The 22,779-nt window shown below is 66.7% G+C and carries 18 protein-coding genes and 1 pseudogene; 9 read left to right on the top strand and 10 right to left on the bottom strand.

The window, feature by feature from the left end; genetic code table 11:
* Positions 1-34 precede the first annotated feature (34 nt).
* The 4 genes from IEV62_RS06515 to IEV62_RS06500 form a co-directional block, all read right to left on the bottom strand.
* Positions 35-1,597: a lysine--tRNA ligase gene (locus IEV62_RS06515; protein ID WP_188446053.1), complete on the bottom strand. Its 1,563-nt coding sequence runs from the start codon at positions 1,595-1,597 to the stop codon at positions 35-37.
* 72 nt (positions 1,598-1,669) lie between these two features.
* Positions 1,670-2,164 (bottom strand): hypothetical protein, encoded by a 495-nt coding sequence (locus IEV62_RS06510; protein ID WP_188446052.1) that lies wholly within the window; start codon positions 2,162-2,164, stop codon positions 1,670-1,672.
* Positions 2,139-2,900, bottom strand: coding sequence for a hypothetical protein (locus IEV62_RS06505; RefSeq protein WP_188446051.1), 762 nt, complete (start codon positions 2,898-2,900; stop codon positions 2,139-2,141). Before IEV62_RS06505 ends, IEV62_RS06510 begins: the two co-directional genes overlap by 26 nt.
* Positions 2,901-2,980: 80 nt before the next feature.
* The gene (locus IEV62_RS06500; protein WP_188446050.1) at positions 2,981-3,154 is read right to left on the bottom strand and encodes a hypothetical protein; all 174 of its coding nucleotides are present in this window, start codon (positions 3,152-3,154) and stop codon (positions 2,981-2,983) included.
* An 83-nt stretch (positions 3,155-3,237) separates the two neighbouring features.
* Here IEV62_RS06500 and IEV62_RS06495 point away from each other — a divergent pair, with 83 nt between their 5' ends.
* The 3 genes from IEV62_RS06495 to IEV62_RS06485 are packed head-to-tail and all read left to right on the top strand — an operon-like array spanning position 3,238 to position 7,361.
* Entirely contained in the window at positions 3,238-4,008 is a 771-nt protein-coding gene (locus IEV62_RS06495; RefSeq protein WP_188446049.1) for a sterol desaturase family protein, read from the top strand.
* 39 nt (positions 4,009-4,047) lie between these two features.
* Complete coding sequence (locus IEV62_RS06490) at positions 4,048-6,828, top strand: ATP-dependent DNA helicase (protein ID WP_188446048.1); 2,781 nt, start codon at positions 4,048-4,050, stop codon at positions 6,826-6,828.
* A complete protein-coding gene (locus IEV62_RS06485) occupies positions 6,825-7,361 on the top strand; it encodes a SixA phosphatase family protein (protein ID WP_188446047.1) in 537 nt (178 codons plus the stop codon). The genes IEV62_RS06490 and IEV62_RS06485 overlap by 4 nt, the downstream gene beginning before the upstream one ends.
* Here IEV62_RS06485 and IEV62_RS06480 read toward each other — a convergent pair.
* Positions 7,358-7,885, bottom strand: coding sequence for a YceD family protein (locus IEV62_RS06480; protein WP_188446046.1), 528 nt, complete (start codon positions 7,883-7,885; stop codon positions 7,358-7,360). The genes IEV62_RS06485 and IEV62_RS06480 overlap by 4 nt on opposite strands.
* The gene (locus IEV62_RS06475) at positions 7,882-8,343 is read right to left on the bottom strand and encodes a ubiquinol-cytochrome C chaperone family protein (RefSeq protein ID WP_373868565.1); all 462 of its coding nucleotides are present in this window, start codon (positions 8,341-8,343) and stop codon (positions 7,882-7,884) included. Before IEV62_RS06475 ends, IEV62_RS06480 begins: the two co-directional genes overlap by 4 nt.
* Before the next feature lie 199 nt (positions 8,344-8,542).
* Between IEV62_RS06475 and IEV62_RS06470 the strand changes: the two genes are divergently transcribed.
* Both IEV62_RS06470 and IEV62_RS06465 read left to right on the top strand, forming a co-directional pair.
* Complete coding sequence (locus IEV62_RS06470; protein ID WP_188446044.1) at positions 8,543-9,043, top strand: outer membrane protein assembly factor BamE; 501 nt, start codon at positions 8,543-8,545, stop codon at positions 9,041-9,043.
* A gap of 143 nt (positions 9,044-9,186) precedes the next feature.
* Positions 9,187-9,693, top strand: a complete 507-nt coding sequence (locus tag IEV62_RS06465; RefSeq protein ID WP_188446161.1) for an RcnB family protein — start codon at positions 9,187-9,189, stop codon at positions 9,691-9,693.
* A 62-nt stretch (positions 9,694-9,755) separates the two neighbouring features.
* Here IEV62_RS06465 and pbpC read toward each other — a convergent pair whose 3' ends face one another.
* Both pbpC and IEV62_RS06455 read right to left on the bottom strand, forming a co-directional pair.
* Positions 9,756-11,888: a penicillin-binding protein 1C gene (gene pbpC / locus IEV62_RS06460; protein ID WP_229732863.1), complete on the bottom strand. Its 2,133-nt coding sequence runs from the start codon at positions 11,886-11,888 to the stop codon at positions 9,756-9,758.
* 169 nt (positions 11,889-12,057) lie between these two features.
* Positions 12,058-17,880 carry an alpha-2-macroglobulin family protein gene (locus IEV62_RS06455; protein WP_445009362.1) on the bottom strand — a complete coding sequence of 1,941 codons (5,823 nt, stop codon included), beginning with the start codon at positions 17,878-17,880 and terminating at the stop codon, positions 12,058-12,060.
* Between the two features lie 181 nt (positions 17,881-18,061).
* Between IEV62_RS06455 and IEV62_RS06450 the strand changes: the two are divergent.
* The 3 genes and pseudogenes from IEV62_RS06450 to IEV62_RS06440 form a co-directional block, all read left to right on the top strand.
* Positions 18,062-19,432: pseudogene (locus tag IEV62_RS06450) on the top strand (glycosyl transferase family protein); the annotation flags it as partial.
* Positions 19,432-20,388 (top strand): hypothetical protein, encoded by a 957-nt coding sequence (locus IEV62_RS06445; RefSeq protein ID WP_188446042.1) that lies wholly within the window; start codon positions 19,432-19,434, stop codon positions 20,386-20,388. The pseudogene IEV62_RS06450 and the gene IEV62_RS06445, both read left to right, overlap by 1 nt.
* Before the next feature lie 55 nt (positions 20,389-20,443).
* Entirely contained in the window at positions 20,444-20,884 is a 441-nt protein-coding gene (locus IEV62_RS06440) for a hypothetical protein (RefSeq protein ID WP_188446041.1), read from the top strand.
* A 33-nt stretch (positions 20,885-20,917) separates the two neighbouring features.
* Here the strand turns inward: IEV62_RS06440 and IEV62_RS06435 are convergent, their stop codons facing one another.
* Both IEV62_RS06435 and IEV62_RS06430 read right to left on the bottom strand, forming a co-directional pair.
* Positions 20,918-21,109 carry an XRE family transcriptional regulator gene (locus IEV62_RS06435; protein WP_188446040.1) on the bottom strand — a complete coding sequence of 64 codons (192 nt, stop codon included), beginning with the start codon at positions 21,107-21,109 and terminating at the stop codon, positions 20,918-20,920.
* A 370-nt stretch (positions 21,110-21,479) separates the two neighbouring features.
* Positions 21,480-22,430, bottom strand: coding sequence for an IS1595 family transposase (locus IEV62_RS06430; protein WP_188446039.1), 951 nt, complete (start codon positions 22,428-22,430; stop codon positions 21,480-21,482).
* A 108-nt stretch (positions 22,431-22,538) separates the two neighbouring features.
* On the opposite strand from IEV62_RS06430, the gene IEV62_RS06425 reads away from it, so the two are divergent.
* The gene (locus tag IEV62_RS06425) at positions 22,539-22,766 is read left to right on the top strand and encodes a DUF6471 domain-containing protein (RefSeq protein ID WP_188446038.1); all 228 of its coding nucleotides are present in this window, start codon (positions 22,539-22,541) and stop codon (positions 22,764-22,766) included.
* Positions 22,767-22,779 lie beyond the last annotated feature (13 nt).

The following is a 22,779-nucleotide window of genomic DNA, read 5'->3' as shown; positions in this document are numbered from 1 at the left end:
TCGATCGAGGTTGGCGGCGGCGGGTCGGCCACCGTCAGGCGGCCAAGGCTTCGGCAATCAGCGCGCGCGTATTGTCGATACCGTACAGCGCGATGAAACTGCCCATGCGTGGTCCTTGTGAAGAACCGAGCAGGGTTTCGTACAGCGCTCCGAACCAGGCACGTAACGGGTCGAACCCGCCTTCGTTCCCGATCGCATAGACGATGTTCTGCAAATCGACCGCCGATGCATCGGCGGGGGCTGCGGCAAGTTCGCGGTCGAGCCGTTCGAGCGCCGCGATCTCGATCCCCTCGGGCTTGCGGCGCTTGAGCGTCGGCGCGATGAAATCGCGGTTATAGGCGAGCGCATGGCCGATCAGCGCGTCGAGCTCTGGTGGGATTGCGCCCTCGATATAGTTGCTCAGATAGCCGCGCACTTGCTCGGCGGTCGCGCCCGCGCCAAGCACGCCGACCAAATTGAGCAACAGCCCAAAGGTCACCGGCGGCAGGTCCGCGGGCACCGCGCCATCATGGATATGGTGCACGGGATTACCGAGCTTCTGCTCGACCGGCAACGCCGCATAGGTGCCGCGAAACTGGAAATAGTCGTCGACCGCGCGCGGGATGACGCCGATGTGGAGTTGCTTGGCCTTTTTCGGCTCGCGATAGGCGAAGAAGGACAGGCTCTCCTGCGTGCCGTATTCAAGCCATTGATCGAGCGTCAGGCCATTGCCCTTCGACTTCGAAATCTTCTCGCCTTTTTCGTCGAGGAACATCTCGTAGATCAGCCCCTCGGGCGGGCGCCCGCCGAGCACGCGGGCGATCTTGCCCGATTGCACGCCGCTGTCGATCAGGTCCTTGCCGTACATCTCGTAATCGACGCCGAGCGCGACCCAGCGCATCGCCCAATCGACCTTCCATTGCAGCTTGGCGTGGCCCCCCAGCACCGATTGCACCAGCACCTCGCCATCGCTGTCCGTGAAGCGGATCGTGCCCGCCTCCGCGTCGACCACTTCGACCGGGACTTGCAGCACCACTCCGGTCTTGGGGCTGATCGGCAGGATCGGCGAATAGGTCGCGGCGCGTTCCTTGCGCAGCGTCGGCAGCATCACGCCCATGATCGCCTGATAATGGCGCAGCACGCCCTTCAGCGCGTCATCGAACACGCCGGCTTCATATTGCGAGGCAGAGGAGACGAACTCATACTCGAAGCCGAAGCGATCGAGAAAATCGCGCAGCATCGCATTGTTATGCGCGGCGAAACTCTCGAACTTCTCGAACGGATCGGGAATGCGGCTGAGCGGCTTGCCGAGATGCTCGGTCAACATCGCTTGGTTGGGCACGTTGTCGGGGACTTTGCGCAACCCGTCCATATCGTCGCTGAATTCGATCAGCCGCGTTGGCGCATCGGACAGCGTCTGAAACGCATGCCGCACCATCGTCGTGCGCAGCACTTCGTTGAACGTGCCGATATGCGGCAGGCCCGACGGGCCATAGCCGGTCTCGAAGATGATCGGTGCCCCGCCCGGTTTGCCCTCCGGGTAGCGCTTGAGCAGCTTGCGCGCCTCTTCATAGGGCCAAGCTTTGGAATCGAGGGCGGCGGTGCGGAAATCGGTCATGGGCGTGCGTCTAGCGCTAGTGAGGCGGTTCGTCACGCGCGCGGGTGATCCTCCAGGCAAGGGGCACACGCGTCAGGGTGCGACGGCAATGCGCTCAAGCCCGAAATCGCCGTCGGGACAGCCGCTGCTGGTCGCCACCGCGACCGGCGCGCTACGCGCGACATGGACGCCGAAGCGATCGAGGCTGCGCGGCACCAGACGGTAGACCAACGCCGTTAATTCGGGCGGGCCGACCGAGCGATTGCCGCGATAGAGATACCGCACCGACCCGACACCCGCCATTTGTTCGCGGAACGCCTCGGTATAATGCGCGGCGTTCACCGCGTCGCGCGCGGCGATCCGGCACGCGCCGCGCGTGCCGAAAAAGATCCAGCTCTGAAAGCGGTGCGGTTCGACGCGCACCGCGAAACCCTGGCCGCGTAACGTGGCGGCAATCGCGGCGTTGGTCTTGCCTGCCAGTTCGACTTGCGGCGCCGAGGCAAGCGCGTCCTTCACTGCGAGCGACCCGATCGTCGCCAGTGCTAAGAGGCCCGCCCAGATGCTAAGCGCGACGGGCGAGCGCATCATAGGCTCCGGCACCGATGATCAGCCCGGCCAGCAGCAAACCGGCCCAGCCGAACAATGTCGCGCCTGTCCCGAGATGGAGCCATTCGAAATCCGCCGGGAACAGTGCGATCGCCGACAGCCGCGCGAGATTGAGCGCATACATCGCCGCCATTGCCGCCACGCCGACCAGGATCAGCCGGCGGTCGATCGTCAAATCCAGCAAGGCGACGACACAGCTCCACAGCAAGAGCGCAAGCGAGATGTTGTGGACCGACGAACACGGCCCGCCGATCACGAACTGTCCGCCGCCGACAAACCCGACCAAGTTGCCCGTCGCACCCGTCCCGACGATCGCGCCGACGATTTGCCCGTCCGCCGCGAGCACGATCGGCGCGAAGGCGAGGAGCACAATCTTGCCCCAGAGCAAGGTTCCGCTGAGCGCGAGCAAGACCAGCGCGACGCGGCGCGCGCGCCCGTCCTGCGCGCTCAGTACGAGATAGGCACCGAGCAGAAATACACCAACTGCCGCCGTCCAGGTTGCAGGTAACAGCGCGCACAGCACCGTAATGCCGAGCACCATGCCGTCGCCGCGCCGCCATGCCGAAGCGCCGGGTTCAACCGCAATGCGCAGCGCCGCGAACAGGCCGAACCAAAGCACCGCGCTGACCCCGGCCAGCGACACGATGGCGTCGATCAGGCCGGTTGCGTGCAGCGACCCAAGGATCGTGTCGGCAAGCGCATTGATCGCAGCGAACACGCCGACGCCCGCAAAGGCGACGGCGCGATCAATGGCGAGACTGGTAAGCGGGAAACCGAGCAGCGCGGCCTTGGTCGCGCTCAGCGCTGAGCCCGGCGCTTGAGCGCACGATAGCCTAGACCGATCAAGGCGACCGCGCCAAGCCCGACACCGGCGATCGGGGCAGGGGTGGCAGGGAGGCCCGCGAAAGCAGGGGCAGCTTCGGCCAGCAGAATTACAAAGGCGGCGGCGGTGAACGCATGCGTACGGACCATCGAAAAATTTCCCTGTTATGATACGCGTGGCAGCGTAGCATGCCGCGGGTGGCACACAAGATACCCGACGCAAGGAATTTGAGGTGGAGCAAGTCGGCTGGATCTGGGCAGCAGCACTCCTCGCCTGCTTTGCAGTGCTCACGCTGTGCGAGGTGGCGGCGCCGCGGGTGGAGCGCGGGTCTGACGGCGCGTCGGATGCGCGGCTGGTCACCAATTTCGCTTTGGGCATCGTCACGATCGGGATAGCCAGCGTCCTGCCGCTATCGACGCTGGCGGCGGCGGTGTTCGCGCAGAAGCTGGGGATCGGGCTTGGCCCGTTGGTCGCCTTGCCGTGGATCGCCGCGTTCGCGCTACTGCTGACCGCGCGCAGTTTCACGACCTATTGGGTCCATCGGTTCAGCCATGCGATCCCGTGGATTTGGCGGATCCACCGCGTCCACCATGCCGACGCTGCGGTGGATGTGTCGACCGCCGTGCGCAACCACCCGCTCGAACTGCTGATCATCGCGCCGGTCGCGGCGGCGACGGTGGTGGTGATCGGACCGCCGATTACCGCTGTGCTTGCGGTCGACACGCTGCTGTTTGCGCTGGCCCTGTGGCAGCATGCCGATATCGCGCTGCCGCCGTGGATCGAGCGGATGATGGACGGACTCGTGATCACGCCCGGCTTCCACCGCGCGCATCATGCACCTGATCGCGCGGCGCACGATCGCAACTATGGCGATTTGGTGCCGCTGTGGGATCGGCTGTTCGGGACGCTCGCCCCGCCTGCTGACCGCACCGCCCCGGTCGGCCTCGATCGGGCGCATCCCGACCGGCTCCTCCAGCAATTGATCGATCCGGTGCGACGGTGATACGTTGCCATTTCGTTCCGTGCACGCGATAGTCTGGGCGTGACCAACACGCTTTCTTCAGCGCTCCCCTATCCCGCCCTCCCCTATCCCGCCCTCCACGCCAGCCACAGCGGCATCTGGATCGCGGACGAGAGCGGCACGCGGCCGATCGGGCGGGGGGAGGCAATCCGGATTGCGGCGGATACGCCGGTGATCCTGCTCAACGCCGCGCTGATCGGGCAGCGGCTGGGCTATGCCGATCTGTCGGGGCTCGATCTGCTCGATCTGCTCGAACTGTTCGCCTTTTTGTGCCCGGCGCGCTTCATGGTGCCGACGCCGCGCGGGCTCGCGCGCGTCGCCGGGCTCGCTGCCCCGCGCGAGGATGCCGAGGTGGCGAACTTCCTGCGCGCGGCGGCGGCGGCGTTGCTCGACATGACCGATCCGGCCAGCAACTGGCCCGAGCGCGAGGGGGCGTGGACTGCGGCGCAATCGCTGTTCCGGCTGCGCTGGACCTGGGCGCCGGTGCTGGCGCAGCGGCTGCGCAAGCCCGCGGTCGCCGAACGCTGGCTCTATTCGAAGCTGCCCGAATGGTCCGAGGGTGCAGCCCGTCCGCAACCGCGCACGGTGACGCTCGATCCGGACGAAACGCAGGCGCGCCTGGCCGCGCTGACCGGGTCTGCGGCGGAGCAACGCCAGGGCCAGCGCGCCTACGCCCAAGCGGCGCGCGAAGCGTTCGGGCCGCGCATGACGGCGGGCGCGCCCAATATGGTGCTGGCCGAGGCGGGCACCGGGATCGGCAAGACGCTCGGTTATCTCGCGCCCGCCTCGCTCTGGGCGGAGAAGGCCGATGGCGTGGTGTGGGTGTCGACCTTCACCAAGGCGCTGCAACGCCAATTGGGGCAGGAAAGCGCCCGCCTCTTCCCCGATCCGGCGGTGCGCCGTGCCAAAGTGGTGACGCGCAAAGGCCGCGAGAATTACCTGTGCCTGCTCAATCTGGAGGACGCGCTGCAAGGCGGGTTCGCCGGGCGCGCGGCGATCCTCGCGCAACTCGTCGCGCGCTGGGCGGCGTATAGCGCCGATGGCGACATGGTCGGGGGCGATCTACCCGGCTGGCTGACCACACTGTTCCGCCGCAACGGCGCGACCGCGCTGACCGACCGGCGCGGCGAATGCGTCTATGCCGGGTGCCCGCATTACCGCAAATGCTTCATCGAGCGCGCCGCGCGAGCGAGTGCCGAGGCCGATCTGGTCATCGCCAACCACGCTTTGGTGATGGTCAACGCCGCGCGCGGCCGCGAATCCATGACGCGGCCGACGCGCTATGTGTTCGATGAGGGGCATCATCTGTTCGACGCGGCCGATGCGATGTTCTCGACCGCGCTGACGGGAGCGGAGACGATCGAGCTCCGCCGCTGGGTGATCGGCCCCGAATCGGGCGGGCGCGGGCGGCGGCGCGGGCTCGCCGCGCGGCTCTCGGATGTCGCGAGCTATGATGAGGGCGGCGGTCGCGCGATCACCGATGCGGTGGCGGCGGCACAGGCGCTCGCGAGCGATGGCTGGCTGCAGCGGATCGGCGAAGGTGCGCCGTTCGGGCCGATCGAGGCGCTGCTCGCGGCAGTGCGCGGGCTGACCTACGCCCGCGCCGAGAAGGAGGGTGAGGCAGGCTATGGTCTGGAAACCGAGCTGGCCGAGCCCGACCCCGCCCTGATCGAAGCGGCGGGTCCGGCGGCGGAGGCGCTCGACGCGCTGGTCCGCCCGCTGGTCGCGCTCGGACGGCGGCTTGAGGCGGTGCTCGACGAAGGCCCCGATTGGATGGACGGCCCGGCACGCGCCCGGATCGAGGGTGCAGTCGCCTCGCTCGGCTGGCGCGCCGAGACGGTGGCCGCCTGGCTGTCGCTGCTCGCGCGGATCGGAGGGCCAGCCTCGCCCGATTTCGTCGACTGGCTCGCGGTCGACCGGGTCGAGGGGCGCGAATATGATATCGGGCTGCACCGGCACTGGCTCGATCCGACCCGGCCCTTTGCCGAAACCGTGCTCAAGCAAGCGCATGGCGTGCTCGTCACTTCGGCGACGCTGCGTGGCGGCGGCGGACACAATGGCGGAGACTGGGACGTGGCGGAAGCGCGCACCGGGGCGAACCATCTGCTGCGCGGCGCAAGCCGGTTCGAGGCGGCCTCCCCGTTCGATTATGGCACGCAGGCCGAGGTGTTGATCGTGACCGACGTCAAGCGCGGCGACATGGGCGCGCTGGCCAACGCCTATGCGCGGCTGGGCGTGGCGAGCGGTGGCGGGATGCTCGGGCTGTTCACTGCAATTCGGCGGCTGCGCGGGGTCCATGCGCGAATCGCCGACCGGCTCGCACGCGAGGGGCTGCCGCTCTACGCGCAGCATGTCGATCCGATCGATACCGGCACGCTGGTCGACATCTTTCGCGATGATCCGGCGGCGTCCTTGCTCGGCACTGATGCCTTGCGCGACGGCGTCGATGTGCCGGGCCGCTCGCTGCGGCTGGTCGTGCTTGAGGGCGTGCCCTGGCCCAAGCCGACCGTGCTCCACGCCGCGCGGCGGCTGGCGGGCGGCGGCAGCGCCTATGACGATCGCATCGTCCGCGCGCGGCTGGCGCAAGCATTCGGGCGGTTGATCCGCCGCGCCGACGATCATGGCGCGTTCGTGCTGCTGTCCGCCGCGATGCCGTCGCGGCTTCTCAGCGCGTTCCCGCCCGGCGTGCCGATCCGGCGCGTGACGCTCGATGAAGCCGTCGCGCGCGCGTCGGCGCTTCCCTCACCCGATCAAATTGGGCATGAGGCGCGCGCGACCGCGGACACGGAGACCAAATCGTGAAGAGGCTCACTTTGCTCCGCCATGCCAAATCGGATTGGGACGACCCGGCACAGCGCGATTTCGACCGTGGGCTCAACGGCCGGGGAAAACGTGCGGCGGCGTTGATCGGCGGCCATTTGCGCAGCGGTGGCGCGGTGTTCGATGCCGTCGTGGCGTCGCCCGCGCTGCGCGTGGTCGAAACGCTGGCGCAAGTCGAACTTGGCTATGGCCGTACGCTGGGCGCGGTGTGGGATCGGCGGATCTATCTGGCGTCAGCGGTGACCTTGCTCGATGTCGTGCAGGAGCTGCCGTCGGAAGCGACGCATGTCCTGCTGGTCGGGCATAATCCGGGGCTGGAGGATCTCGCTTTGTGGCTGGTGCCCGAATCGGACGAAGCACCGCGCGTTGCGCTCGGGGTGAAATATCCCACCGCAACGATCGCCGAAATCGTGTTTGACGGCACGTGGCGTGATCTCGCACCCGGCGCCGCGCGCCTCACCCGCTTTGTGCGCCCGCGCGATCTTGATCCGACGCTCGGGCCGGACGCCGATTAATCCCTACCCAGCAAGCTCTTCAGCCCGGCCAATGCGCCCGCCGGCTTTGCCTCTTCCTCGCTGATCACGCCCGCCGCGCGTAGCGCCGCCGCCGCATTCGGCCCGCGCGGGAACGGATCGAGCGCCAGCGCCATGGTTTCGGCCGCTGCCTCGCCGAGGTCGATCCCATTGCCATCATAGGCCATCGTGTCGAGCGCGTCGGTATCGAGTTCGACCTCTTCCTCCGCGGCCGCTTCCCGTTCGGTCACGAAACGCAATGCGACGTCTTCGGAAACCGTCATCGGCAGTGGGTCGTCGGTGACCGAACAGCCTTGGACCACCGCCGCCGTGACGCGCCCGCGCGCGATGATTCCGCTGGCGTCGCGCTGCACCGCGAAGGTCGCCTCGAGCCGATCGACCGCGATCAGGCCGAAGCGTACCGCCAGCGCCGCGCGCTCGGCTTCGGTCGCGGTGATCGTGATGCTGCGCGCGCCCGCACCGATCGTGTCGATTCGCTCGATCCGGGAAAATTCGGGGGCGCTCACGGCATCCGCCCGTCGATCAGCGCGGCGGCAGGCGTCGCGCCAAGCGCATCGCGCAAGGCAAGCAACGCCCTTTGCGAATGCGCCAGCGCTACGGCGTCGGGCATCACCCCGCGATACAGGTTGCGTACCAATGCGGTACTCAGATCGCCACTGACCAGCCCGTCGCGATAGGCACCGAGCCGCCCGCCGAGCATCCCCATCATCTTGCCGATATGCTTGCCGACGCCGATGTCGCCAATGCCGCTTTCGCGCAATTGCCCGTCCATGTCGGTGACGAAGCGTTCGGTCAGCCGCGCGCTTGCGGCGCCCGCGCTGGCATCGCCCTCGAGCCGCAGCAGCACCAGCGACAGGATCGCCGCGACCATGTCGAACCGCCCGTCGAGCGTATCGGGAACGCCGCCCGTCGTATACCAATGCGGCGCGCGCGCGGTCGCGATCACGCCATCATACAATGCCAAGGCGAGCTCGTCGCGCTCACGGCCCAAAAGTCTGTCGAACCAGCCCAAAATCCAAGTGTTCCCGTCGTATCAGCGCCGCATCACGGTCGCGCCCTTGTTTGGCCGCGTTTCCCGGCATATTGAGGCAGACGGCCCACGATGCAATGCGCCGTGGCCAGAATAGCGTGTTACGGTTGCGTGCCCTGAACGGAGAGTGTCGATGCGTTTGAAGTCCGTCCGCCAGATGACGGCTGTCGCCCTGCTCGCCATGGTCGGGCTGGGGGTGAGCGCGTGCGTGCCGCTCCGTTCGCATCAAGGCTATGTCATCGATCCCGATCTGGTCAATTCGGTCCAGGCCGGCACCGATACGCGCCAGTCGGTGCTCGCCGTGCTCGGCAAGCCGAGCTTCACCTCTGAATTCAACCAGGGTGACTGGTATTATATCTCGCGCGATGCGCGCAATTTCGCGTACAATAATCCGCATGTGCGCGAGCAAGTAACGCTGCGGATCAGCTTCGACGATCGCGGCGTCGTCTCGGCGGTGCGGCGTTCGGGGGTGGAACAGGTCGCCTCGGTCAGCCCATCGAGCAAGACCACGCCGACGCTTGGCAAGAAGCGCAGCTTCTTCGATGAACTGTTCGGCAATATTGGCACGGTCGGGGCAATCGGTGGCGGCGGACAAGGCGGCAACGACAATACCGGCGGCAGCGGCGCGCCCTAACGCCGGACGCTGGTCTTCGCCTGATACACTTTGATACAACCCTGACGGTATGCTGACGCGTGCGTTCGCTAGCCGTTCAGGGCGCAGGCGGCATAAGCTTCGGCATGGACCGACCCGTTGGTCGGCCAATGATGGAGGATATGATGCGCAAATTCATTTTCACCGCGGTGATGGCGGCAACGCTGATGCCTGTCGCCGCAAGCGCCCAATCGAACGCCGAAGTGCGCCGCGACCGGCAGGATCTTCGGGGTGAACAGCGCGACCTGCGCGATGCCCGTCGTACCGGCGACCGCCGCGACATTCGCGACCAGCGCGAAGACGTCCGCGATGCGCGGCAGGAACTGCGCGAAGACGTGCGCGACCGTAACCGCGCTTATGGTCGCGACGATTGGCGTGGCTGGCGCGATCGCAATCCCGGCTTCTACAATCGCGGCGGTTGGAACGCGCCGTTCCGTTACAATGCGTTCCGCACCGGGGTGCGCATCTCGAGCGGTTATTATGGATCGCGCTACGTCATTGCCGATCCGTGGCGCTTGCACTTGCGTCGCCCGGCGTACGGTCAGCAGTGGATCCGGCATTATAACGACGTGATCCTGGTCGATACGCGGCGCGGCGTCGTGATCGACGTGATCCGCGGCTTCTATCGCTAAGCACGCGCGTTTCGTCACGGGCAGCGGCCGCGTTCCTTTCGGGAGCGCGGTCGTTGGTCGTTTCAGCGGATCGTGAACAGCACTTGGTCGACAACGTGCCCGGCGACATCGATCAGGCGGAGCCGGTGGATGCCCGGTGCGGCGATGATCTGCGGTGTCGAATCGGCCGCGCCGAGGTCGGTCTTGTCGAGCCACAGCCGATGCGCAATCGCCGCCCCCGATACATCGACCGACAGCCGCTGTCGGTCGGGCGGGATATCGGGGTCGATCGCATAGACGCTGCCCGATACCGGATTGGTGATGCGCGGGCGGCGCGATTCGGGCGGCGCGAAGGCGATCCGTGTCTGGCCGGTTCCGGTGAGGAAATATTCCGTGCGCGGCTGTTCGATCGCATTCGCAAAGCTGATCGCCTTGGCTTCGACTCCGGCGGGGTGCGACGGTGGGTTCCCGCGTTCCGTGGCATTGAGCGCGAGCATGATGTCGCGCCATACCGGTGCAGCGCCGCTAGCCCCCGATACCGCGCGCATCGAATCGCCCTCGAGATTGCCGACCCACACCGCGACCGTGTATTTCTGCGTGAAGCCGATGCACCAATTGTCGCGCATGGCCTTCGATGTTCCGGTTTTCACCGCTGCCCAGAACGGCAGGCGCAGCGCCGAATCGAGCCCGAAGGTCGCGACGCGGGCATTGGGATCGGCCATCATGTCCGCCACCAGCCACGCCGCCTGCGGGGTCGTGACGGCGCGCGGTGCTTCGCGTGGGGCATCGAGCGTGAGTCGCAGCGGCGACCAGCGCCCGCCTTGCGCGAGGCTGCGATAGGCATTGGCCTGTTCGAGCAGCGTCACTTCGGCCGATCCTAACGCGAGCGAATAGCCGTAATAGGCACCATCCTCGACCAAGCCGCGATAGCCACTGTCCCACAGCCGATCGCGGAACGGATCGACCCCGACGAGCAAGAGAGTCCGTACTGCGGGAACGTTGAGCGACCCGGCCAACGCGGTGCGTGCCGACACCGGCCCCTTGAACCCGCGATCGTAATTCTGCGGGACGTAAAGGCCTGAGGCCGTGTCGAGCTGGACCGGGGAATCGTCGAGGATCGAGGCGGGGGTGAGATAGCCGCGCTCGATCGCCTGCGCGTAGAGGAACGGTTTGAGCGTCGATCCTGCCTGCCGATAGGCGTTCGCGCCATCGACCGACGCCGCGGTCGAGGCCCCGCCGATGCCGCCGACATAGGCGAGCACGTCGCCGGTCGCATTGTCGACCACGATTGCGGCCCCGTCGCGGGCGCGCGCGCCGCCGAGGCCCTGCAATTGCCGCTTCAGCGCGACGATCGCGAGCGTCTGAATGCGGCGATCGAGTGTGGTGGTGACCTTCAGCCCCGGCTTGGTCAGCAGCCGATCCGACAAATGCGGCGCGAGGCCGGGGTCGAGCGCCAGGCTCCGCGCCGGGCCGAGCATCGACGCCGCCTCGCCCGCAAAGCGCGCGCATTCGGCCTCGTGGCTGACGGCGCAAGCACGCCGCGCGACGGCGGCAGGGTCGGCCTGCGGATCGGGCAGGAGCGCGGCGAGCAGCACCGCATCGTCGCGCGCGAGTGCATCGGGGGTCTTGCCGAACAGGCCGAGTGCCGCCGCACCGATCCCCTGCGCCTCACCACGGAAGCCGGCGAGATTGAGATAGGCCTCGAGGATCTGGTCCTTCGACCAGCCCGATTCGAGGCTCCAGGCGGCGCGCATCTGGCGGAGCTTGTCCCAGACATGGCGCTTGCCGGGCGCGGCGAGATCGGGCGCGAGGAAGCCCGCGACTTGCATCGACAGCGTGCTCGCGCCGCGTGCGCGCTCGCCCCGCGCCTTGTCGCGTGCGACGCCGGCGAGGGCGAGCCAGTCGACCCCGCCATGCGAAAAGAAGCGCTTGTCCTCGACCCCGACGATCGTGTCACGCGTGACGGGCGAGATTTGGTCGAGCGGGGTCCAGCCGAGCCGCCGCGCGGTGAAATCGACGCGCGCGCTGTCGATCAGCGCGCCGTTTCGATCATACAGCCAAGCCTCGGACGGGTGCCATGCCGCGCGGATATGCGCGTAAGCGGGGAGCGGCGGGGGCAGCGTTGCGTAATCGATCACGATGAAGGCGAGGATGGCGAGTGCGAGGGCGGAGAGCGTCAGGCCTTGCTTGGTGCGGAGTTTTGCCCAGGTCGCCACCGCCCATTGGCTAATCCTTGCGTCCAGCGTCCCGAAGCGCGCCCACACCCTTGCTCCACCCCGGCGAAGGCCGGGGCCCAGTTGTGACGCACGACGAAGAAGAGCGCGGTACTCGATCACTCAACGGCCCGCTACTGGGCCCCGGCCTTCGCCGGGGTGGATAGAGACACTAACGCTGCACCACCGTCACCGGCGCGAGCGGCAGTTGTGCGCGGATTGCGGGCGAGTACATCGCCTCGACTCGGCTCGGCGGCAGGCTGAAGCGCCCCGCGCCGTTCAAGCGCAGCATATACGACGCGCTGAACGCCCCGCGCGGCACCCAGCCATAATAAGCGCGCCAAGCATCGTTGCGCCGCTCGACATAGGCCGGCACCACGCCGACCTGAATCTCCCACAGCTTGCCATCGGCATCGCGTGCCTCGAACTTGCTGCCCGGCCCGGCCGAAGCTTGCCCGGCCAGGATCTGCGATTGCCCGCCCAGATCGCCGATGATCGTCGCGCCTGCTGGGATCGGATCGTTGATCACCACCCAATTGCGCTCGGCACTCGCCTTCACTGTAATCGTCACGCGCACGACATCACCCCGCGTAAGGACGCCCTTGGTCCGCGCCTGCACGACTTCGACATTGCGCTGCATTTCATAGCCAGCAAACAGCGCCTTGGTCAGCGGCACCGCAGCCGAGACCGAGACGTTCGCCCATGGTCCGGCCCCCGCGTGCGCCAGTTTGAGCGGGGTCAGCATCGCCGGTAGCGCGAAGCTCGCCGCGCGCGCCGTCGTCGCCAGCGGCCAGGCCTTGCTGATCGTCTGCCCGCCAAGGCTCATCGTGGTCGCGCCCACGATCGCGCTGGCCGGATAGAGTGCCGCGAACTTCTTCGCCGCGATCGTGCCCCAGGCGTTGGCGGTGGTCGTATCCCACCGGCCCTTGCTCTGACGAAGGGCCACACCGACCATCATCTTCGGTGCATCGTCCTGCCAGCCGGGGCGGCCGAGCGTCGCGATCACCGCCTTGATCGAGGCTTCGTCGCCCGACGACATCAGCCACCACGGCTGGTTGCTGCTATCCGACAGATCGAGCCGCGTGCCTTCATACACCAGGCGCGTGCGCAGCGTGTTGGCCGCGGCCGCCTTCAGCGGCGCACCGTTGGCGAGGCCCGAGAGGTGATCGAGCGACACGATATAATCGGCGAGCAAGGCGGTCGGCATTTCCTTGGGCGTCATGCTCAATTGCCCGAGCATCGCCGGGGTCGCGGCATTGGCGCGGGCCAATGCGTTGAAGGCGTAGACGCGCTGGAGCCGGACATCGCCATAGTCCTCGTGGCGGAGGCGCCCGTCGAGCACGGCCTTGAGCCCCTCGATCATTTTCGCGCGCGGGCCCTCGGGGATGGTGAGCCCCGCATCCGAGGTCATCGCCAGCACATACGCGGTGAGCGCCTCCGACCCGGTGAGGCTGCCCGAGGGCCAGTAGCGCAACAGCCCGTCATCCGCCTGATAGGCCGGAATTTCGCCCGCGAGCGCTTGCCACTGCGCGGAATCGCCCAAGGCAATCGCGCGCGACAGCCGCTGTTCGAAGCAATCGTACGGATAAGCCGCCATGAATGCCCGCACCCCTTCGAGCGGCGGGGCGAGCGTATCGTCGAGCCGGATATCGACCGTCCCGCGCCCGGCAATCGCCCCCATCGGCGGCTGGATCGGGATCGAGGTGTCGGCCCCGACGCGCGCGAGCGTGCCGGCCCAGACTTCGACCGGGTAGAGCGGCTGCACCGCCTGATCGGTGGTGATCTGGTCGACCGCCTTGCCGTCCGACGATTTCGCACTGACGTGCCAGCGCAAGCGGTCGAGATTGGCAGGCGCGGTCAGGTTCCACGCGACCGGCACCGCGCCGCCCGCCGGGATTGTCACCGTCAGCGGCTTGCCTTGTGCAACCGCGGGCGTGACGTCGACCTGCGCGGTCACCGTCATCGGCTTGTCCGATCCGTTGCGCAGCGTGAAGCCGGCCGCATAGAAATCGCCGGTGCGCACTACGGGCGGCAGCCCGGCAAAGATCGACAGATCCTGCGCGGTGCGCACGCTCGCCATGCCGGTGCCGTAAAGCTGCGCGCCATCGGTGGCGATCGCGACCAGCTTGAACGAGGTCAGCGCGTCGGACAGCGCAACGGGGATGCGCGCGTGGCCGTTCGCGTCGAGCGCGACATGGCCTTGCCACAGGATGACGGGCTTGAAATTCTCGCGGTTGAGGCCCGATCCATCGGCCGCGCCACCGCCATCGCCGCCCACTTCGACCGCTTTCTTGCCATAATGCCGCTTGCCGACGACTTGCGTCTGCGCGGTCGAGGTGATGACCGACAGCGGGCGCTCGCCCATCAACGCAGTCAGCACGTCCCAGCTATCGTTGGGTGCGAGCTGCAACAGCGCTTCGTCGACCGCGGCAAAGGCGAGGTCGGCACTGCGCGCGGGTTTCCCGTCGGGGGTCTTCACCTGCACATCGACTTGCGCCACGTCGCGCGCGGCGTAGCGGGCACGGTCGGCCTTGACCGCAACGTTCAACCGATGCGCTTCCCAGCCGACCTTCACCTTGGCGATACCGATGCGGTAGCTCGGCTTGGCGAGATCGACCAGCGCCGTCGGCTCCTGTCCCTCGGGCGGATCGCTCGCGAGGCCAACGCTGCGCGCGACGCCGTGCAGCCACGTCCAGAAGCCGCTTTCGGTGCGCCCGCGCACGACCATGACCGAGACGAACACGTCGGGCGCATAGCTGCCGGGCATCTTCACCTCGACCACCGGATCGGTGCCGCTGAGCTCGGTGACGTAAGACGCGAGCACGCCCTCGCGCTCGACCGTGACCAATGCGGTCGCCTGGCGGAACGGCATCCGCACCTGGAAGCGCGCCACGTCGCCCGCTTCATACGATTGCTGCTCGGCGATCACGTCCATCCGGTCGCCATTGTCGCCGCCGAACCACCAATCGTCCTTGCCCGCCAGCCACACGCTTTGCGTCGCGCGCGCTTCGTTGCCGTTGGCGTCCTTGGTCGTGGCAACCGCATAGACTTCGCCCGAAATACCGGGATCGAGCTTGCACGTCGCCAGCCCCTGCGCGTCGGTTGTCGCCGTGCAGCTCTGCGCCAGCTTGGTCGTCTTCATGCGATTGTCATAGGCGTAGAAGCCGCCGATCAGCCGCCGCCGCGCGGTGAGGATCTGGCGGCTGTAGAGCGCGACCGAGATCGCCTGATTGGCGATCGGCTTGCCATTGGTATCGAGCGCCACGAAGCGCAGCCGCAGATCGTCCTGCTTCATCAGCCAGCCATCGGTCTTGACGCCCAATTGCACGCCGCTGGCATAGATCGGGATGCGCTTGGACGCGGTCAGGACTTCGCCATTGGCGTCCTGATAATCCATCTCGACCAGCATGTCGGTCGTGCCGTCGAGACCTTGCGGGATGCTCAGCGTCTGTTTCGCGGTGCCATCGCCGCCCAGCGTCGCGGGGAGCATTTGGGTCGGAGGGAGCGGGGTCTGCTCCTCCTCGCCATCGCCGTTGAGCGCGCGCGTGCCCTCGGCGATCGCCTTGCCGCCGAAGCTATAGCCTTCATAGCCGTCGGGCTTGGCGTCATGCCCGAAATAGCCGACGCGCATATCGACCGCGAGGTTCGATGCACCCCCGCCCGAGAGATACCCCACGAACAGGTCGAGCGGCAGCGTCGTGGGGCGGATCACCGCTTCCTTCGGGCCGGTCACGCTCGCGCGCATCGTCGGCAGCTTGAATTCGTCGACCTTGAAGCTTTGCCCGGTCTCGATCCGGCGATCGCCCGCAATCACCGAGAGATCGTAATCGCCCATCGGTGCCCCCGCCGGTGCGGTCCATTCGCTGGTGCCGATGCCGTTGGCATCGATGCTGAGCGGCAAATCGAATTGCGTGTCCGATCCGCGATGCTGCAGCCGCAGCGTGCCCGTCAGTGCTGGGGCGAGGCCAAAGCCATCGCCGACCGAGGTGCGCAGGATGTGCTTCATATGCACCGTCTCGCCCTGACGGATCAGCGCGGTGTCGAACACGGTGTGGAGCGTCTCGCCGCGCGCCGAATAGCCATAGGGCAAGTCGAAATCATACGGTCGGATGCCCTGGCCCCATTCGGTCAGCGTGAAGCTGAAGTCGTCGCCGACGCGAGCCGAAATCATCAGCGGCGCTTGGCCATATTTGCAATCGCCATAGGTTTCAGGCGCGGGCAGGCCGGGGGGCGCATAGACCGCGCCGCTCTTGTCGGTGGTGCCATGCGCGAGGCTCTCGCCGGTGCAGCTGTCGGTGATCCGCACCGCCGCGCCCGCGACGGGCTTGCCGGTGTCGAGTGCCGTCACCCAGGCGAGGCTCTTCTCGCGGCCCCATTTGAAATGCACCGCCATGTTGGTGACGAGCGCGGCGGCAGCAACGTAACGCGGGGCTTTGCGCCCGAGCAGCGCTTGCCCCAGCACGGGGCTGGCCAGTTCGACGACGTAGAAACCGGGCTTGCCGCCGCCGAGCGGCATCCCGACGACTTCGAAATCCTTGCCCTTGCCGGGAAGTCCGACCCGGAATGCCGCCCCCTGTTTGCCGAGGATCGAGGTCGCGCCGGTATCGTTGATCCGGACCGATTCCTTGCCGCGTTTTTCCTCGTGGCTTTCATCGTCACCGGCCGTGCCGACGGTGCGCAGCCAGTCGGCGATCTTGCCGTCGGTGCCATCGACACGGAAGGCTTGCCCGGCGATCGTCAGGTTGGTGCCCTGCAGCGCGGGTTCGACGTTGCGTACCGTCACCGGCAACACCCCGCCTTGTTTTGATTCGAGAATGCCGAAGCTTGCTGCAAACTTCACCAGCGGCGGCGCGGCCCCGAAGCGCACATCGAGCGGGAAGCGCGCGGCGTTGGCGAGCGGCCGCCCGCTTTCGTCCTTCACGCCTTCGGGCAGCGTCAGCTTGCCCGTCTGTGCCTCGGGCAGCGGGGCCTTGAAACCGACCGACGAGACGGTCGCGTTGCTCTTGGCATCGCCGCGCGCCTCCCCGTTTTCAGAATCGAGGATCGTCGGGGTCAGCATCTTGCCGGCGGCGGTTTGGATGCGGATTTGCTTGGCGAGTTCCGTCGGAACCGGTGCCGAGAAGCGCACCCACGCCTTTTCGACCGGGTTGCAGCCGGCGGCGGCATTGACGCGGCTGCATTCGAACTTGGCGGTGAAGGGCTGGCGCACGGTGTAATCGAAGCGTTGGTCGCTGCCCGCGGTCTTGCCGCCTGCCCCTGCGATGTTCGCGCCCCATACCAGCGCCATGTCGGTGCCAGGCGGCAGCGGGCGGCGGCATTTCAGCGCAGTGACCCCGGCATAGGCCTTGGCACGGTCGGCAGGCGCGGGGATCGTCGCGGGAAGACCACCGCTTTCGAGGAAGCTGCGCACGGTCCAGCTGTCGGTGCCGAGTTCGCCGAGGATTTTCCCGGCCAGATCGGGGGCGAGCACGTCGACCGGGATTTTCTCGCCAATCCCCTTGACCGAGCAATAGGCATTGGCCGCTACCGAGGCGGGCGTAGCGGGCAAGTTCGCCGCGACGAGGAAGACCTGATCCTCCTCGATTTCGCTCGAATCCTCGCCCGGCAGCACCGCGCGGGCGACCGGGCCGCCGGCATCGACGGTAAATTCCTTCTGGCCGGTCGCGGCATAGCCGCTGACGCTCTTCAACCCGTCGCGCAGTTTGAATTTGCACACCGTGCCGCCGGGCAAGCCGCTGGCAAAATCATAGACGAAGGTCTGCGGATCGACCCAGCGGCCTTGGCCGCCGACCGCGCAGGTAACGTCGAACGGCGACGCCGCGCGCGGATCGCCGAGCGGCACCATTGGCTGGTTGAAGCGCGTCGTGAAACGTTCGATCGCGCCATCGCCAATGCCGGGTGTGGCAAGGACGACTTGCGGGCTCGAATCGCCGAAAGCGGCAATCGGCGCGATGGCAAGGGCAAGCAGTGCGATTCGGTACGCCAGCTTCATCATGCCCTCCCGGGAGCGTCGGATTAGGTCTTATACAGCGACGAAGCGTGCCAGTATAGCGACGAATGGAACATTTCGTCGCATATTTGCCCGATCGCCACGGATGTTGAAAACTGTCTAGAGCGACTCGCGGGAGCGGTCGAGGGGAGCGCGTCGGGTGGGGGCAGATTGGGCTTAGGCGGCGCTCGATGCGCTCACGCGCGAGACGATGCTGTTCGCAGCCATTGGTTTTCTGATTGGTGGGCTGGATGATCTGGCGGTCGATCTGGCGTGGTGCGGGACCGCGCGCGGACGGCGGGCGCGGGCCGTCCCCGCGTTGCTCGATCGCTATACGTCCTCGCCGCGCCGGATCGCTGTGTTCGTTCCCGCATGGGACGAGGCTACCGTGATCGGCCCGATGCTGCGTGCGAGCCTCGTGCGGTTCGATCATCCCGACTATCGGCTCTATGTCGGTACCTATCCCAATGATCGCGCGACGATCGCAGCGGTGGCCGATGTGGCGGCGGATGATCGGCGCGTTCGGCTGGTGATCGGCGCGCATGACGGCCCGACGACCAAGGCCGATTGCCTCAACACGCTGTGGCGCGCGCTGCAACGGGAGGAGGCGCGCGACGGCGGGCGTGCGGCGGCGGTGGTGCTCCACGACGCTGAGGATGTCGTGCACCCCGGCGAACTACGCGTGTTCGATGCGCTGATCGGGACCTATGCGGTCGTGCAAGTGCCGGTGCTGCCGTTGATCGACCCGGCAGCGACGTTGATATCGGGCCATTATGCCGATGAATTTTCAGAGGCGCATGCGAAAAATCTGGTCGTGCGGCAGGCGCTTGGCGCGGGATTGCCGCTGGCCGGGGTCGGCTGCGCGATCGACCGTGCGATGCTCGATCGGATCGCGGCGGCGCAGGGCGGCCTGCCGTTCGATGCCGGATCGCTGACCGAGGATTACGAACTGGGCCTGCGGATCGCGGGGCTTGGCGGTGCCGGTGTGCTGGCGCGGGTGCGTGAGCGGCCGGGCGGACCGTTGGTCGCAGTGCGCGCGTTTTTCCCCGCGACGCTCGACGCGGCGGTCCGGCAAAAGGCGCGGTGGATGACGGGCATTGCGCTGGCCGGGTGGGACCGCATTGGCTGGACGCGCACGCTCGACTGGCGCGAACATTGGATGCGGATGCGCGACCGCCGCGCGCCGCTTGCGGTGCTGGTGTTGGCGGTGGCCTATGTCGCGCTGGTGGCATGGGGCGCTTCGCAGCTGGTGCATGCGGTGGCGGGCGTGCCTGCGCCGCCATTGTCGCGGCCGATGGAGGTGCTGTTACGCGTCAACGCCACGCTGCTCGGCTGGCGGCTCGCGTCGCGCGCGTTGTTCACCGGGCAGGCCTATGGCTGGCGTGAGGCGCTGTGGTCGCTGCCGCGTGTGTTGGTCGGCAATCTGGTCGCGTTGCTGGCGGCACGGCGCGCGGTCACCGCGTATGTCCGCTCGTTGCTGGGCGGCACGTTGATCTGGGACAAGACCGCCCACGTCTTTCCGGACGATGCCATTGCGCGCAAGCCAAGCGACGCTTGATGCCGGGGCAGGGCAGGCCGCTGCGTTTTCTGGGCACCGTGCTCTGCGGATGGATCGGTCTTCGCGTCGTGATGCTGTGGCCGCAGTTCGAACCGCCAGCAGAGGTGTTGCGCGCGCTCGCGCCGTTTCCGGTCGCCGCCATTCTGGCTCGACCCGCCGCGCCGCCTGACGCCGTACGATCCGGATCGGGCCACCAGACCGCGCCACCGCGCGCGCGCGCCGCTTTCGCTTCGTTCCGCCGTCGCAGCGCCGATCCGACGCGCGTCGCGCTTGCCTTGCTCGGGCTGGTGCGCTTCGGCGATGCGGTGCCCGTCGAGGAACCCGATCCTTTGCTCCCCGGCGTGCCGCGTCCGATTCCGCGCGATCCACCGAAGCGACTGCCGTCGCGCTGGTCGGGCAGTGCCTGGCTGGTCGCGCGCGGCGGCGCGGGGATCGCGCCGGGCGGGCTGGGCGGGCAGCTCGGCGGAGCGCAAGCGGGCGCGCGGATCGCCTATCTGGTCGATCGTCGGCATCGTCTCGCGCTGGCGGCGCGCGTCACCACTCCGATCGGGCGCGGCCTGCGCGAGGCGGCGCTCGGCGTGGAGTGGCAGCCGTCGCGCCTCCCCGTCCGACTGGTCGCCGAACAGCGTTTCGCGCTTGATGGCGGGCGCAGCGGCCCGGCGCTCGGCGTGGTCGGTGGCGTTGGTCCGGTCGCGCTGCCGCTCGATTTCCGGCTCGAGGCCTATGGCCAAGCGGGGGTGATCCGCCGCGCGGGGAGCGAACCCTATGCGGACGGCGCCGCGCGCGTTGCGCATCCGCTCGGCGCAATTGGCGGCGTGCGAGTCGATCTGGGCGCGGGCGCGTGGGGCGGCGCGCAACGCGGTGCGGCGCGCCTCGATCTCGGCCCCACGCTCGGCGCTACACTCCCGCTCGGCAAGCAGCGGCTGCGCGTCTCGGTCGACTGCGGTATTATGTAGCAATTGCACCAAGTCTACACTGTTTGTAACCGCCCGCAACCGCTAATGTCATCATATGCAGGACGGATACGATCAGACCCTATCGGGGCTATTGCGCAAGCGGGCGGAACTGGCGTGCGAGGTAGAGACACACCGCCAGCGTTGGGAGGATGCCGCCGCATCGCTAGAGGCGATAGACCGCGCCGTTTTGGTATTCAGCCCCGGCCTCACCGCGTCCGATCTGCCAGAGCGCAAGCGAGCGCCTGTAGCAGCGGACGGCACGACGGAGTTGCAACGCTTCCTGTTGGACTTGCTACGGCGCTCTGACGGGCCTGTACGAACGTTAGAGGCAGCGGCGGCGCTAAGTGCAGAGCGCCAGATCGACCCGCGCGACCGCGTTGCCATGACGCTTATGCGGAAGCGCGCGGCGGATGCCTTTTACCGGCTGCGCAAGCGGGGTGTCGTGACCGGGGCTAAGTATGGGAGCGGGGCGGAACTGGAGTGGCGGTTGGTATGAATGGGCGCGCCATCGCACGGCGCGCCCTAGTTCTTAGAAGGGGAACGAACCTTGTGCCGGGGGCACTTCGGGATGCGTTTTCCCGTTTACGAGTTCCGACACACGGCCTTGATTGACGCCGAGTAGCGCCGCCGCTTGATGTTGAAACAAGCCGCGTTCCTTGATCAGGAACTTGATATGAGCCGCCATTTCAGGCGTGATTGGAGGCGATGCTTTGCGTTTCATAGACTTGAGCTTTCTAAAAAAAGCTCGAGCCAGAGTTGACGCAATGAACCAAAAAGGCTAGTAAGGCCCTCGTGATCACGGCGCTGCCTGCTGGCCCAAGCAGGTGGTATTAAGACAACAACAACAACAAGCGAGTCGGTCGGAGTTGGTAGCTCCTTCCGGCTCGCTTTTGTCTGTAAGCCATAAACGCGCTCTCGCCAAGCCCTGAATCGACTCACAGCCCCGTACAGCGCCATTTCAGCGCCACAGGCAGTTTGTTAGTTTTTGATTCATATGCGCCGTACGGGTCTTAAATCGGCAAATCGGGGGTGTTCTAGGGCTGTTCCGCCCGTTTTAGTCCGTCCGCAGGTCATATAACGATTTCGTTATATCAAGCCCCCCGCTGCCAATACCCCGCCCACTTGCGCGACACTGGCGATACCATAGCCGACCGAACGACCATCCCGGCTTGCTCGCCGTTGGCGACGCGGCGGTTGTCTTCGCGCCATGCCATCTCGCCAGCGTAAGCCGACAGATACGGCCCTGCGATGTGGTGGTGCGTACCGACTTCGGCGCGGCGGAGGCGCGAGAAGAACGACTCCGCTTGGTTGGTGCAAGCGCCGTTGAGCGAGTAAGCCTCGCTGTGGTTGATCCGGTACGTCTCGTAACGGGCGTGCAGGGCATCCCAGTGCGAGGCTTCATCGGCATGAACGACCGTGCCAGCTTCGACGTGCTTAGCAACCAGAGCGACGCCCTCGGCTTCGCGGGTGCCGACGAACGTAAGCGTGTCGCCCTTGCGCTCGCGCATCACCACGACCGACTGGCGCTTGCCTGACTGTGCAAGGCGGGTGCGACGATCGGCGCGCTCTGACTTGATATTGGCGGGCTTAACGTAACCGCCAAAGTATGCGCCATCGACTTCAACCACGCCGTCCAGAACGCGGCCCTGCGCTTCGAGCGCCATCGCTTCGCGCAGCTTGTGCGAGAGAACGAAAGCCGTCTTGTATTGCACGTCCAGATCGCGGCTGACTTGAAGCGCCGACACGCCCTTAGCGCCGTTCACGAAGATCACGATAGCGGCGAGCAGATCGGTGTACGACAGCTTGCGGCTGGCGAAGATCGTGCCGCTCGTGACGCTGAATTGGTGATGGCAACCGACGCACTTGAAGCGCTTGCGGGTGGTGATCGAGTACGTCTCTGCACAGCCGCAACGCGGGCACGTCGCTTCGCCATCCGGCCAGCGCATCATGCGAAAAGCCTCGTAAGCGGCATCTTCGCCCATCTTGAAAACCGTTTTGAGGCTCAAGGTGCGGGCGGCGGCAGAGAGGAGAAAATGTTGCATTGTCATCGTATCCAGTGCTTATGCATCGGATATAGTGGCAATGACGCACTCTATGCAAGGGCGAACGTATCGTATATGAGTGCATTTGCGACGAACGGAGTGCTTTTGATGTCAGATACGGTTTGGGAAGCCAAGGTGAAGGGGCTGCTTAAGGCAGAACTGAAACGCCGGAACGTGACCTATGCGCAGCTCGTGGAAAAGCTGGCGGCGATCGGGGTCGTGGACTCAGAGCCAAATATCAGGAACAAGCTGGCACGGGGTAAATTTACAGCGGTGTTCCTGGTACAATGTCTAGAAGCGATTGGGGCATCGTCGCTACGGTTGTCGGATGCCTAGCCCTTGCTTCGCT

Source organism: Sphingomonas psychrolutea, from assembly GCF_014636175.1.
Taxonomy (GTDB): domain Bacteria; phylum Pseudomonadota; class Alphaproteobacteria; order Sphingomonadales; family Sphingomonadaceae; genus Sphingomonas; species Sphingomonas psychrolutea.
Note: the sequence above shows the minus strand (reverse complement) of the source record. Positions and strands in the feature narration are given on the sequence as shown.

What these genes read in the sequence shown, in the direction of transcription:
- IEV62_RS06515 (WP_188446053.1), bottom strand. Translation starts at nt 1,597, where the DNA reads ATGACCGATTTCCGCACCGCCGCCCTCGATTCCAAAGCTTGGCCCTAT.
- IEV62_RS06510 (WP_188446052.1), bottom strand. Translation starts at nt 2,164, where the DNA reads ATGATGCGCTCGCCCGTCGCGCTTAGCATCTGGGCGGGCCTCTTAGCA.
- IEV62_RS06500 (WP_188446050.1), bottom strand. Translation starts at nt 3,154, where the DNA reads ATGGTCCGTACGCATGCGTTCACCGCCGCCGCCTTTGTAATTCTGCTG.
- IEV62_RS06470 (WP_188446044.1), top strand. Translation starts at nt 8,543, where the DNA reads ATGCGTTTGAAGTCCGTCCGCCAGATGACGGCTGTCGCCCTGCTCGCC.
- IEV62_RS06465 (WP_188446161.1), top strand. Translation starts at nt 9,187, where the DNA reads ATGCGCAAATTCATTTTCACCGCGGTGATGGCGGCAACGCTGATGCCT.
- IEV62_RS06455 (WP_445009362.1), bottom strand. Translation starts at nt 17,880, where the DNA reads ATGATGAAGCTGGCGTACCGAATCGCACTGCTTGCCCTTGCCATCGCG.
- IEV62_RS06445 (WP_188446042.1), top strand. Translation starts at nt 19,432, where the DNA reads ATGCCGGGGCAGGGCAGGCCGCTGCGTTTTCTGGGCACCGTGCTCTGC.
- IEV62_RS06440 (WP_188446041.1), top strand. Translation starts at nt 20,444, where the DNA reads ATGCAGGACGGATACGATCAGACCCTATCGGGGCTATTGCGCAAGCGG.
- IEV62_RS06435 (WP_188446040.1), bottom strand. Translation starts at nt 21,109, where the DNA reads ATGAAACGCAAAGCATCGCCTCCAATCACGCCTGAAATGGCGGCTCAT.
- IEV62_RS06430 (WP_188446039.1), bottom strand. Translation starts at nt 22,430, where the DNA reads ATGCAACATTTTCTCCTCTCTGCCGCCGCCCGCACCTTGAGCCTCAAA.
- IEV62_RS06425 (WP_188446038.1), top strand. Translation starts at nt 22,539, where the DNA reads ATGTCAGATACGGTTTGGGAAGCCAAGGTGAAGGGGCTGCTTAAGGCA.